Below are 13,245 nucleotides of genomic sequence, written 5' to 3' on the forward strand. Positions count from 1 at the left end.
ACACCTGCCGTGATCGCTGTATCGGGAGCGATCAGGCTCGCGCACCAGTGGGCTGAGGTCATGGCCGTGCCGCGCTCCTGGGTGGTGCGGTCGAGTCGCGCACGACGAGGCTTGTCGGAAGCACGATCTGGCTCGGCTCGTCCCACTCACCGGTCACCAGCGACTTGAGCATCCGCGCGGCTTCGTACCCGAGCTGATACATCGACTGGTCCACTGTGGTCAAACCCGGTTGGGTCGACGCCGCCTCGGGGATGTTGTCGAAGCCGACGACGGACAGGTCCCCCGGCACCGAGAACCCCAGCTCCCGGGCGACCTCCAGAACCTTGAGGGCCATCCCGTCGCTCGCCGCGAAGATCGCCGACGGCGGCTCCGTTCGTCGCAGCAGGTCACGCGCCAACGGAGTCGCCGACTCGGGGTTGAAGTCCCCTCGACCGATGAGCGTCGGGTCGACCGGGATGCCGGCGTTGGTCAGCGCGGCGCGGTATCCCTCCTCCCGCGACCAGGCCGAGGCCAGGCTGTCGCGGCCGGCGATGAACCCGATGCGCCGATGACCCAGGTCGACCAGGTGCTCGACCGCGGTGGTGGCGCCCGCGAGGTTGTCGGCCATCACCGAGGGCGCCGTCGAGCCCCGCACCGGGTCGATGGCCACGACCGGCGTCCGGCTCCGGATGTCACCCCAGGGCGTCACGACGATGCACCCGTCGGTGAGAGTGCCCGACAGGCGGGTCAGGTGCCGCTGCTCCCAACCCTCCGAATACGAACCGTAGAGGTCGCTGTTGGCGTAGATGATCAGATCGAAGCCCGAGCGGCTCAGCGCCTTCATCACGCCCTTGAGCACTTCCGCCGTGTACGACTGAAAGCTGTGCGCCACGAGGCCCAGGACGTTGGTGCGGCTACGCCGAAGGCTGGTCGCCACCAGACTCGACTCGTAGCCGAGCTGCTCGATGGCGGAGCGCACCTGAGCGACAGTGCGAGCGCTGACGCCGTAATGCCCGTTGACGACACGCGAGACGGTGGCGGTGGAAACGCCAGCAGCTCGGGCGACATCACTCATTGTCACCGGCGCATTGACTTCAATCATGCCGCTCTCTCTGGACTGCAATCGTTATCGGTTACGTTTCCAGGATGTTGCCAAGGTAACTGAGAACTATTACGAACACAAGACCTCTTCACCCTTACCCGACCCCTTCGAATGGGCTGTCCTAAGTGGAGCTCGGCGAGGATGCCGGTGATCCTCGGATGCCGTTGCGGATAACGCAATCGGCATCGTCTGCCAGGGGTCGAAGTGGGGGCCGATTCCGCGTCGGTACTACCCGTCGACAACAGGACGGCACGCTCCGTCAAGAACCATTCTCCGACCCGGGTGAACGATCACAGCTGCCGAACTTCAACGGTCCCGGTAAAGACCTTCGACGTCGACCGGTCCGAGTCGGCACCGATGACGAAAGTGCCGGCATGGGTGTGGTCGGCAGCCGAGAAGCCCACGTACACCTCGATCTGCCCGGCCTCCACCGCGTAGGCCATGCTCCGGTCGTAGAAACCGAGCTGGCCGGTGGGGAGCGCGAACCGCACCGCCACCCGCTGGCCGGCGGCGGCCTCGACGCGGGCGAAGGACTTCAGCTCCAGCACCGGCCGGGTGACAGTGGCCTGTGGGTCGCGGACGTAGAGCTGCACTACCTGCTCCCCCGCCCGGTGTCCGGTGTTCGCGACAGTGACCTCGACACCGACGCTGTCCCCGGCGCGGACCTCGGCGCTGTCCACGACGGCGTCCTCGATCACGAACGAGGTGTACCCGAGGCCGTGGCCGAAGGCGTAGCGCGGGGAGACTGGCGAGTCCACGTAGTCGCCGTGCCAGTGTGACCGCCCGCCGGACACCTTGTGGCCGTAGAACACGGGGATCTGACCAACGCTTCGGGGGTACGAGATCGGCAGCTTCCCGCTCGGGTTGACCTCACCGAGCAGCACCTCGGCGATCGCCTGCGCCCCGGTCTCCCCCGGCAGCCAGGCCATCAGCACGGCGGCGCACTCCTCGTGCAGGAAGTCACTGCCCACCGGTCGGCCGGCGACGAGCACCGCCACGACGGGTGTGCCGGTGGCGACGACGGCACGGACCAGCTCCTCCTGCACGCCTGGCAGGTCCAGACTGGACCGGTCCCGCGACTCGCCGGTGGTGGCCCCGGGCGTCAGCCCCGAGCGGTCACCCAGTACCAGCACCGCGACATCGGCCGCCGCGGCGGCAGCGACCGCCTCGGTGAACCCCTCGGTCGACGGGTCGAGCACGTCGCAGCCCGGCGCAAAGCGCAGCCGGTCACCCAGCCGTGCCACGAGTTCGTCGCGCACCGTGGGCACACCGCCGGTGCTCTCATCGATCTCCAGATCGTCCGGGATCGTCATCATCTCGCCGAGCAGACCGCGCCGCTTGCGCGCCTCGACCAACGCCTCGATGTGCGCCGCGAACGAGTAGTCACCGAGCAGGTGCCGGGCGTCGTCGGCGTTGGGGCCGATGAGCGCGACAGTTCCGGTGCCCCCGAGCAGCGGCAGGACGCCGTCGTTCTTGAGCAGGACGAGGCTGCGGCGGGCGATCTCCAGCGCGACGTCCCGGTGCCGCTCGGCGTTGGCCGACGTCGAGGCAGCGTCCTCGTCGACGTACGGGTTCTCGAAGAGCCCGAGTTCGATCTTGTGCCGGAGGACTCGTGCGACCGACTCGTCGAGCCGGGCCTCGCTGACCTCGCCAGCGTCCAGGGCATGGGTGAGGGCGTCCGCGTACGCGTCCGTCGCCGGAAGCTCGACGTCGACGCCCGCGCCGAGGCCCACCGTCGCGGCCTGCCGCTTGTCCTGCGCGAAGTGGTGGTACGAGTGGAGGTCGTTGACGGCGAAGTAGTCGGAGACCACGCTGCCGGTGAACCCCCACTGCCCCCGCAGGACGTCGGCGAGGAGTTCCTGGTTGGCATGGCACGGGACGCCGTCGAGCTCGTGGTAGCCCGCCATCACCGACTGGAGCCCGCCGTCGCGGACCGCCGCCTCGAACGGATACAGGTACACCTCGCGCAGCAGACGCGGCGGCAGGTGGGCCGGCGCCCAGTTCAGCCCACCCTCGGACGCCCCGTAGCCGACGAAGTGCTTGGCGGTGGCGAGGACGCCGTCGGTCAGGTCGGCGCCCTGCAGGCCCCGAACGAACGCCACCCCCATCCGGGACACCAGGTACGGGTCTTCGCCGTAGGTCTCCTCCGTCCGGCCCCACCGCGGGTCGCGCACGACGTCCAGCACCGGCGAGAGCCCCTGGTGGCTTCCCATGGCGCGCATCTGTGCGCGAACGGCGTCGGCCAGCTGCCGGTTGAGCTCCGGCGCCCACGTGCTCGCCACGCCGATCGCCTGCGGGAAGATGGTCGCCTCGCGGGCCATGACCCCCGAGCAGACCTCCTCGTGCACGATCGCCGGGATCCCCAGCCGGGTCTCGGTCACCAGGAAGCGCTGGATCGCATTGGCGGCCCGCGCCACCTGCGCCGCCTTCAGGCTGGTCGCGCCCGCGACGCGGGTCACGTGCCCCAGGCCGTGTCGAAGGATCGGTCGGGCCCGCTCCGCCGCGAACCGACCGCCCTCCAGAAGGGCGAACGCCCACGTGCTGCCCAGCTGCGCGAGCTTTTCCTCGCGGGTCATCCGGGCCAGCAGGTCGGACACCCGATCCTCGACAGACGCTGTCGCATCCGCGTAGGTCGCCTTGATCTCCGGCTCAACAGTGGTCACCCGGTCACCCCAATCACCGCGACAAGCTGGTCGTTCGGCCCCGGAGGGCGTGCCGGCCGGACATTGATCCAGGTGCCATGTTCCCTTACGTAAACGTAATCGGTAACGTTTACATAGATCGAGAACGTAATCGAAGACGATCACGTTGTCCAGAGCTCACACCGCCTCCACCACCCCTCGGTCCCGGCGTTCGAGCAGTGCTGTCGCGTCGGACCCGCACGAAGGGAGCCAGCCCTGAACACCCACCTCGACAGCGCGCCGGACAACGGCGTGCACACGGCCCGCCTGACCCTGGACCCCCGCCGACGCGTCGCACCGGTGCCACGTCGACTCTTCGGCTCGTTCGTCGAGCACCTGGGGCGCTGCGTCTACAACGGAATCTACGAGCCGGGGCACCCGACGGCCGATGCCGACGGCTTTCGGGGCGACGTCCTCGCGCTGGTGCGCGAGTTGGGCGTCACCACCGTCCGCTATCCCGGCGGCAACTTCGTCTCCTCCTACCGCTGGGAGGACGGCGTCGGTCCGGTCGACAGACGCCCGGCGAGACTCGACCTCGCCTGGCACAGCCTGGAGACCAACGCGTTCGGGCTCGACGAGTTCATGCGGTGGGTCGGCAAGGCCGGTGTGGATCCGATCATGGCGGTCAACCTCGGCACCCGTGGCACCGCCGAGGCCGTCGACCTGCTCGAGTACGCCAATCACCGCGGTGGGAGCCACCTCGCCGACCAGCGCCGCGACAACGGCGCTGTCGACCCGTACGGCATCAAGCTGTGGTGTCTGGGCAACGAGATGGACGGCCCGTGGCAGGTGGGTCAGCGCAGCGCGACCGAGTACGGGCGACTCGCTGCGCAGACCGCCAAGGCCATGCGACGCTTCGATCCCGATCTCGAACTCGTCGCCTGCGGCTCCTCACACCTCGGTATGCCGACCTTCGGCAGCTGGGAACGCGACGTGCTGACCGAGGCGTACGACGACGTCGACCTGATCTCGCTGCACGCGTACTACCAGCCGGTCGACGACGACCTGGCCAGCTTCCTCGCCTCGGCCGAGGACATGGACAGGTACATCGACGCCGTCACCGCCATCGCCGACTCGGTCGGAGCGATCCGTCGGTCGACCAAGAAGATCATGATCGCGTTCGACGAGTGGAACGTCTGGTACCAGTCCGCCGCCCCGTCCACGCCCCCGAGCGGCGAGGACTGGCCGGTCGCGCCGCCCCTGCTGGAGGACCACTACAGCGTTGCCGACGCTGTCGTCGTCGGCGGCCTGCTCATCAGCCTGCTCCGGCACAGCGACCGGGTGAGCGCGGCCTGCCAGGCCCAACTGGTCAACGTCATCGCGCCGATCATGACCGAGACGGGCGGCCCGGCCTGGCGGCAGACCATCTTCCACCCCTTCGCCCGCACCGCCCGGCACGCCCAGGGCACCGTGTTGGACGTGCTGCGCGAGGGCAGCACGACGACCACCGACCGCTACGGTGAGATCGACGCTGTCGACGCGGTCTCCACCTGGGACGACACCACCGGGGAGATGACAGTCTTCCTCGTCAACCGCGCCCTCGACACCCCGGCCGAGGTGACCATCGACGTCGCCGGCGCGCAGGTCGGCGACATCGTCGAATGCGTCACCGTCGGCGGCACCGACCTGCACGCCAAGAACACGGCCGACGGTCCGGACCACGCCGCGCCGCGCTCCAACGGCACGGCACGCGGCGCCGACGCCAGCGTCCAGCTGACTCTCCCGCCCGCGTCCTGGACCATGCTGCGACTCCGCGCCACCGACACGACCCCGTGACCGGCTGACGAACGGACCGGGACGTGCCCCGGCCGCGCACACCCTGGCTTCACCAGGGGCCGCGCGGCCGGGGCTTCCCCACCACAGGGAGTACGGCGTCGAGCCGGCTGTTACCGGACGTCGACAGGGGTGCTCTGGGAGTCGTTGAAGAGCCTGTCGCCCTGGTAGCGGGCGACCACCGGCGCATTCAGCTCACCATGGACGGTCTTCTTCAGCCGGGCGACGCCGTGGTGCACCGGGGCCGACCCGAGGTGCGTGTCACCCGCGTAGAAGTCGACAGTGCCGGAGGGCGCAGACGTGCTGGTGCTGACCGTGCCGACCGTCGCGGTGGCGGTGACCTTCGTGTGCTGCGAGCCGCCCACCGGTGACGTGGTGACGACGAGGTCGGTGGTGGTGGCCCGGAACGTCAGCGTACGCAGGTAGTGGTTCAGCAGCGGACGCCACACGTGCCAGGTGTGCACGCCCGGCACGTTGTACTCGTCCAGCTCGACGCCGGCGGCGCGCAGGGCAGCGGCGTTGCGCTGCGAGTTCTCGGCGATGTTGCCCAGCCGGTCCTGCAACCCGGTGCCGATCATGATGCCGCCGGCCACCGCCTTCATGCTGTCGACCTGGGCCTGGGTGGCGGCCGGGCCGCCCGCACTCCAGGCCGCGTGGTAGCCGAACAGGTCGGTGTGGTTGTACATGATGGTGTACGCCCGGCTGCCACCGGCGGAGAAGCCGGCGAACGCGCGGTCCTGCGCCCGGGTCGAGACGCGGTAGTTCTGCTCGACGAACGGGAAGATGTTGTTCCGTAGTTCGTTGACGTAGCCCTCGTTGCCACCGGGGAGGCCGTTGAAGTCGGTGGACACGATCACCATGGGCTGCGCCGCACGTTCCTTGATCGCGTTCTCCAGGATGAGGTGGGCAACGCCCTGCATCGTCCAGGCGGTCGAGTGGTCGCCGCTGCCATGGCTCAGGTAGAGGGTCGGGTACGGCGTGGCCCGGTTGGGGTCGTAGCCGTGTGGCAGGTAGACGACGATGTCGTGGACACCCGCCGGGTTGGTCGACAGCGGCGAGGTGTACCGCCGGGACTCCAGCCGGCCGACCCTGGCGACCGGAGCCTGGTAACCGGTGTCGTACGTCGGGAACTTCTTGCTGGTCGGGACGTAGATCGTGCTGCGTAGCGCGCCGGGCGCTCCCGGGTACTGCGGCTGGATCTGCCAGCGGTTGGCGGGGTCGTCGTGCAGGGCGCAGCCGGTGGCGAGCTCGTTGACGCAGTCGTGGGTGAACGCGTAGCGGAAGGTGCCCGCCGGCAGCGGAGTGGTGAAGGTCCAGACCCCGTCCGGGCCCTTCCGCATCGCCTGGGTGTGCCACGGGGTGGCCGCGACGTCGCCGGGTTGCCAATCGGCGGGCGGTCGCGCGTCACCGCAGTCCTGGCAGGCGATGTTCTCCGGTCGGGAGTAGAACCAGTCGCCGTAGACGTGGACCTGCCCGACGTCCTCGGGCGCCCGGTACCGGAAGGTGACTGTGTAGCCGGTCGGGGGCTTGTCGGTGCGGGTGACGGTCGGGCCCAGCGGCGCCGGCGGTGCGGCCGAGGCCGCCGGAGCGGCGACCGTTGCGGCCGTCACTGTGACGGCGGCGAGCAGCGCGAGCAGCAGCCGGCGTGTCGGTGCCGGCGTCGGGGGACGGGAGGTGCGACGGGCATGTTCCTGCTCCCTCTTCGGCGTGTGGTCAGACCGCACCGAGCGGTCGACCGACCATTCGATGGTGAGGTGAAGGGATACCAGTAACGAGCGATGCAGCGATGCGAGCGCTAACATCGTTCCCTGTCGAAAACACAACCATGAATTGCATTGACGGTCAAGGCGGAAATTGGATCGGAAAATCGCATCCCCACCATTCGGGCGCGCTTCAGCAACACCGGGGCAACTGGCGCGCAAATTCTCTGTCGGATTGATTCTTCAAGGAATTCGCGCGCCAGTCACAGGTGGCCCGGAACGCGCCCGGGAAAAGCCAACGGACGCGGTTATTCGACCGCTGGCTGCAACCTCCCGTCGACCCGCCGGGAGATGGCGGTGTACTCGTCGCGCAACTCCTCGGGCAGGATCCAGGCCGGGGCGTCCTGCCACGCCAGCGGGCGCAGGAACCGTCGGATCGACGTGGCGCCCACCGACGTGTGCACGGCGTTCGTCGACGGCCACGGTCCACCGTGGTGCTGGGCCCACGACACCCGGACACCGGTGGGGTATCCGTCGAACACGATGCGACCCGCGCGGGCGGCGAGCACGTCGACCAGTCGACGTACGACCTCGGCGTCGTCGCCCGGTCCGCGGTGCAGCGAACCGGTCAGCGACGGCGGGACGGCGGCCAGCGCGGCGTCGAGGTCGGCGGCGTCGTCGTAGCGGACCACGATCAGGAGCGGGCCGAAGCACTCGTCGGCGATCTCGGCGCTCAGCCCGGCGAGGCCGACCTCCAGGAGGGTCGGCGCCACTGTGAAGCCCGCCCCGGGTTCGACAGTGGGCCGCGCCGACACCCGGGCGCCGGCCCGCTCGAACTCCGTGGACCGGTTCTCGTACGCGTCCCGGATGCGCTCGTTGAGCAGGACCGTGCCGCCCGACGCGTCGACCTTCGCCCGCAGCGTCTTGACCAGGCCGTCACCACCTGGATCCGACGGAACGAACGCCAGGCCGGGCTTGGTGCACAGTTGGCCGCCCGAGTTCGTGAAGGAGCCGAAGAGGCCCTCGGCGATCTGGTCTGCCCGAACGGCGGCCGCGTCGGGCAGGACGACGATCGGGTTCACGCTGCTCAGTTCGGCGTACAGGGGAATCGGGTCGGGTCGTTCGTCGATGGCCGCCTGGATGGCGCGGGCGGCGTTGACCGAGCCGGTCAGGGCGGCCGCGCGGATGGCCGGGTGACGCACCAGTGAGCGGCCGGCCTGCTCCCCGTACACGGTCGCGACGACACCCTCGGGTCCGCCGAGGTCGCGGACGGCCGACTCGATAGCGGCGGCGGAGGCGTGCGAGGTCAGGGGGTGGGACGGGTGGGCCTTCAGGATCGTCGGACACCCGGCGGCGAGCGCGGCGGCCGTGTCACCGCCGGCGACCGAGAAGGCGAACGGGAAGTTGCTGGCGCCGAAGACGGCGACCGGCCCGAGGGGCACGAGCATCCGCCGCAGGTCCGGACCCGGTCCGAGTGGTGTGTCGGCGGCGTGGTCGATGGCGGCCTCGACGTACGCTCCGTCGCGCAGCACCTCGCCGAACATCCGGAACTGGAGCGCCGCCCGGCTGAGTTCCCCGTTGAGGCGCGCGTGGCTCAGCCCGGTCTCCGCCTCCGCGGCAGCGACCAGAACCTCCCGGCGGGATTCCAGCGACGCGGCGATCGCGTCCAGCAGCTCCGCGCGGCCGAGCCTCCCACGGGCGGCCAACCACTGCGCCGCCGCCGACGTCTGACCGGCGATCACCTCCAGCCGAGACTCGTCGGTCTCGGTGAGATCCGTCGCGCGACTCTTACCGTCGCGCGGATCGACAGTGTTGACCACGTTCACAGCAGTCCTCTCCTCACCAGATTGCCCATGAGATCGCGGACGCCGAAGTGCCAGGGCTCGCACTCCTCCGCGTGCCGCACCCGGTTGACCAGGGTCCCGAGCGCTGGGCAGCTGATCCGTACCACGTCGTCGACCTTGTGGGTGAAGCCCTCACCAGGGCGGTCCCGGTCCTGGATGGGCGCGAACATGGTGCCGAGCATCAGGGCGGCGCCGTCGGGATAGTGGTGGTGCGGCCCGATCAGCTGCCGGACCAGTTCCTCGGGGTCACGCGACATCTGGGTCATCTCCGAGACCGCCTCCAGGTGGAAGCCGTCCACGCCTCGAACCTCCAGGCGCACCTCGAGTTCGCGTACCCGATCCATGCCGAACCGGTCGTCGAAGAGCCGGATCAGGGGGCCGAGGGCGCAGGAGGCGTTGTTGTCCTTGGCCAGGGGAAGCAGGAGCGCCGAGCGACCCTCGATGTCGCGCAGGTTCACGTCGTTGCCGAGGGTGGCGCCCACGATCCGGCCACTGGATTGGACGATGAGCGTGACCTCGGGTTCCGGGTTGTTCCAGGTCGAGGCGGCGAGCACGCCGACCGGAACGGCGGTGCCGACAGCGGAGAGGATCTGCCCCTTGGTGAAGATCTCGGCGTCCGGGCCGATGCCGACCTCCAGGTACTGGCTCCACATGCCCTCGGCGATCAGCAGACTCTTGAGCCGATCCGCCTCCGGTGAGCCCGCCTCCAGGCTGTGCAGGTCGACACCGACGTCGGCGAGCATGCGGTGCCGGAGGTCCGCCGCCAGTGCCAGGTCTCCCCGCGCCCGCTCCTCGATCACGCGCTCGATCATCGAAATCGGGAAGGTGACCCCGGCGGCCTTGAGCGCCTGGAGGTCGACCGGGGCGAGCAACCAGGGCCGGCTGCGGTCGCGGGTCGCGGCCCCCGTGTTGGCCAGTATCTCGGCGAAGTCGCCAACCCTCGGCCCGTCGAGCCCAGCCACTGTCGCGGCGGGATCGGGCAGCTCACAGATGTCGCGGACGGTCGGGAACCGGCGGCTGATGTCGATGACCTCGCCGTCGCGGACGGTCACCGGTGAGGGTCCGTCGCTGGACGGGTCCCAGATCCGGCCGATGAGGACGCTGTCGGCATCGTCCGGCAACGCTTCGGCGGCGGTACCGACCCAGTCCGCGGCCGACCCTCGGGGCCGTGGCAGCGTCATGAGTCGCTCTCCAGGTTGAAGAAGGACCGCTCGTCGCGGGGACGGATGTCGAAGACGGCGTCCTGGAACATCCGCAGCGGGTGCGGTGTGAACGGATGCTGCTCGATCGCTGTGAGGTCCACCTCGATGCCCAGGCCGATCCCGGTCGGGATGAGGATGTCGCCGTCATCGGTCAACACCAGCCGCTCGTTGGTGATCTCGGGGCGCCAGGGCACGTCGGTCGCCATGATCTCCAGGTACCGGAAGTTGGGCAACGTGGCCCCAAGTTGCAGCGTCGCCGCGGTGCTGAGTGGACCACTCGGGTTGTGCGGCGCGAAGCCCACGTAGCTGGTCGCCGCGAGCGTGGAGATGAAGGCCAGCTCGGCGATCCCGCCGGCGTGCGTCACGTCGGGCTGGACGAAGTCGACCGCCTGGCGGGCCAGCGCCGGCGCGAAGCCCTGCCGCCCGTACCACCGCTCCCCCGCGGCGATCGGCACCGGCGACGCGCGACGGATGTCGACGAGCGCGTCGAGGTTGTCCGGTGGGCAGGGCTCCTCGAACCACACCGGGTCGAACTGGGCGATCTCCTTCGCCACCTTGATGGCGTGGCGGACGTCGAAGCGCCCGTGCCCCTCGACGAACAGCTCCACCTCGCGGCCCACCGCGCCACGGACCGCGTCGATCTGGGCCAGGACCCGGTCCAACTGGGCGGTGGTGATGGTCAGGTCGTAGTTCTCGAACGGGTCCCACTTGAGGCCCCGGAAGCCCGATTCCACGGTCCGGCGCGCGGCGGCCGCGTAGTCCTCCGGCGTGACGGCACCTGAGAACCAACCGTTCGCGTACGCGCGGACCCGGTCGCGGGTCGCGCCGCCGAGAAGCCGGGAGACCGGTACGCCGAGCTCACGCGCCGAGATGTCCCAGAGGGCCATCTCCAGCGAGCTCAACGCCGTCATGATCACCGGGCCGCCGCGCCAGTACCAGTCCCGCGCGGTCTCGTAGAGGATCTTCGAGATGTTTGTGGGATCCAGGCCCACCACCGCCTCGGCCAGCTCGGCGATGGCGCCCTGGACGGCACGTTCCTTGCCCTCCAGGGTGGCCTCGCCGAGCCCGACGATTCCCTCGTCGGTGTGGACCCGCACGATGACGAGGTTCGTGCGGTAGAAGTCGACGACGAGTGTGTCGACAGAGACGATCTTCATCTTTCGGCTCAACCCTTCACCGCGCCGGCGGTCATGCCGGACACCACGTACTTCTGCACCAACAGGTAGAAGGCGACGGCCGGCAGCGTGAACAGGAAGGCGACGGCCATCACCGTCTGGATCGGTGTACCCAGCTCGCCGATGAAGTTGGCGATGCCGACAGAGGCGGGTTGCAGGTCCGGGTTGAAGATGAACGTCACTGCGAACACGTACTCGTTCCAGGCGTGGAAGAACGCGATGACAGCGGTGGCCGCGATCGACGGGGCGATGAGCGGCACGTTGATGCGGGTCAGGGTGGTGAAGGGCCGGGCGCCGTCGGCACGCGCGGCCTCCTCCAACTCCTTCGGGATGCCGTCGATGGCGCCCTTGAGGATCAGCGCGACGATCGGCAGGACGAAGGCGGAGTTCACCAGGATGAGGCCGGTCAGCGAGTCGAGCAGTTCGAAGCGGCGGAACAGCGCGAACAGCGGGACGACCATGAGCGCCTCGGGAAGCATCTGCGTGAACAGCAGAACGACTGTCAGCACGGCCTTGCCCCAGAACGAGAACCGGGACAACGCGTAGCCGAGCGGGATGCCCAGGCCGACGGAGAGCACCATCGTGCCGACGGCGATGATCAGGCTGTTGAGCAGCCAACCGGCGGCCTTGCCCTCGGCGAGCGCATCCACGAAGACCCCGAACTGGCCGAGGTCCGGCGTGAGCCGGGGCTGATCGGCGAAGAGGTCGCTGTTGCTGGACAGCGCGGTGACGAACATCCAGTACAGCGGGAACACCGCGACACCGAGCACGACGAGCACGGCGACGATCCGTGCGGTGACACCGAAACGGAAGCGCCTCATCGGACGTCCCCCTTCTCCACAGCGCGGGCGACCAGGCGGCTGCCGATGACGACGATGAGCGAGATGACGACGCCGACCATCCCGATGGCCGCCGCCGAACCGAGTTCCTTCGAGTCGAAGGCCTGCGAATAGAGGTCGATGACGAGCGTCTCGGTGGCACCGACCGGCCCGCCCTTGGTCATCAGCCAGATCAGCTCGAACCGCCGCAGCGACCAGATCGTCATCAGCAGGGCCAACAGACCCACCGTCGGCTTGATGACCTGCCAGGTGACGGCCCGGAAGGTCGCCCACCGTCCGGCACCATCCACGGTGGCGGCCTCGTTGAGATCCTGCGGTACGGACTGCAGGGCGGAGAGCAGCACCACGGAGGTGAAGGGGAACAGCTGCCAGATGGTCGTGGCGAGCACCGCCGGAAGCGCGTAGCGCGGGCTGTCGAGGATGGCGCCACCCGGGACGCCGAGCCCGACCGCGTCGAGGAGTCGGTTCACGATGCCGTACTGCGCGTTGAGCATCCAGGTGGCGATGAGCGCCACCGCGATGCCCGGAGCCGCCCAGGGGACGGTCACCAGCGCCCGTGCCACGCCACGGCCGCGGAACTTCCTGTTGAGCAGGAGCGCGACGGCGAGCCCGGCGCCGATCGCGACGACCACGCAGGTGATCACGTAGACGACTGTGATCAGCAGGGTGCGATGGAACTCGGGGTCCCCGAAGATCCGGTTGAAGTTGTCGAGCCCGACCCACTCACTGCGGGTGGGGTTGAGCAGCCTCGTCCTGGTGAAGCTGAGGTACACCTCCTGGACGAGGGGTACCGCCTGGAAGACGAGGATGAACAGTGCGGCGGGTGCCAGGAACAGGTACGGCGTCCACCTGCTGCCCAGCGGGCTGGGCCGACGCCGGGGCCGGCCTGAGGGTGTTGTCTTCGGTACTCCGGTCTGCTCGACCACAGTCATCGGATCGGTCCTTCTGGG

General features: G+C 69.2%; 9 protein-coding genes. 1 reads left to right on the plus strand and 8 read right to left on the minus strand.

Annotation, left to right across the window (positions count from 1 at the left end; all coding sequences use genetic code 11):
- Positions 1-58: 58 nt before the first annotated feature.
- Positions 59-1,081, minus strand: a complete 1,023-nt coding sequence (locus ABZU43_RS10560; RefSeq protein WP_355006248.1) for a LacI family DNA-binding transcriptional regulator — start codon at positions 1,079-1,081, stop codon at positions 59-61.
- Positions 1,082-1,371: 290 nt separating this feature from the next.
- Positions 1,372-3,744, minus strand: coding sequence for a glycoside hydrolase family 3 N-terminal domain-containing protein (locus ABZU43_RS10565; protein ID WP_355006249.1), 2,373 nt, complete (start codon positions 3,742-3,744; stop codon positions 1,372-1,374).
- A gap of 270 nt (positions 3,745-4,014) precedes the next feature.
- Here ABZU43_RS10565 and ABZU43_RS10570 point away from each other — a divergent pair, with 270 nt between their 5' ends.
- The gene (locus tag ABZU43_RS10570) at positions 4,015-5,538 is read left to right on the plus strand and encodes an alpha-N-arabinofuranosidase (protein WP_355006250.1); all 1,524 of its coding nucleotides are present in this window, start codon (positions 4,015-4,017) and stop codon (positions 5,536-5,538) included.
- A gap of 110 nt (positions 5,539-5,648) precedes the next feature.
- On the opposite strand, the gene ABZU43_RS10575 is transcribed toward ABZU43_RS10570, so the two are convergent.
- The 6 genes from ABZU43_RS10575 to ABZU43_RS10600 form a co-directional block, all read right to left on the minus strand.
- Entirely contained in the window at positions 5,649-7,259 is a 1,611-nt protein-coding gene (locus ABZU43_RS10575) for an alpha/beta hydrolase-fold protein (RefSeq protein ID WP_355006251.1), read from the minus strand.
- Between the two features lie 284 nt (positions 7,260-7,543).
- A complete protein-coding gene (locus ABZU43_RS10580; RefSeq protein ID WP_355006252.1) occupies positions 7,544-9,061 on the minus strand; it encodes an aldehyde dehydrogenase family protein in 1,518 nt (505 codons plus the stop codon).
- Positions 9,058-10,260 carry a fumarylacetoacetate hydrolase family protein gene (locus ABZU43_RS10585; protein WP_355006253.1) on the minus strand — a complete coding sequence of 401 codons (1,203 nt, stop codon included), beginning with the start codon at positions 10,258-10,260 and terminating at the stop codon, positions 9,058-9,060. The genes ABZU43_RS10580 and ABZU43_RS10585 overlap by 4 nt, the downstream gene beginning before the upstream one ends.
- Complete coding sequence (locus tag ABZU43_RS10590; RefSeq protein ID WP_355006254.1) at positions 10,257-11,438, minus strand: mandelate racemase/muconate lactonizing enzyme family protein; 1,182 nt, start codon at positions 11,436-11,438, stop codon at positions 10,257-10,259. The genes ABZU43_RS10585 and ABZU43_RS10590 overlap by 4 nt, the downstream gene beginning before the upstream one ends.
- An 8-nt stretch (positions 11,439-11,446) precedes the next feature.
- Entirely contained in the window at positions 11,447-12,277 is an 831-nt protein-coding gene (locus ABZU43_RS10595) for a carbohydrate ABC transporter permease (RefSeq protein ID WP_196926036.1), read from the minus strand.
- On the minus strand, positions 12,274-13,227 hold the full coding sequence (locus ABZU43_RS10600) for a sugar ABC transporter permease (RefSeq protein WP_355006255.1): 954 nt from the start codon (positions 13,225-13,227) through the stop codon (positions 12,274-12,276). The genes ABZU43_RS10595 and ABZU43_RS10600 overlap by 4 nt, the downstream gene beginning before the upstream one ends.
- Positions 13,228-13,245: the final 18 nt, after the last annotated feature.

Origin of the sequence: Micromonospora sp. NPDC005205, assembly GCF_040608275.1 — a bacterium.
GTDB lineage: Bacteria > Actinomycetota > Actinomycetes > Mycobacteriales > Micromonosporaceae > Micromonospora.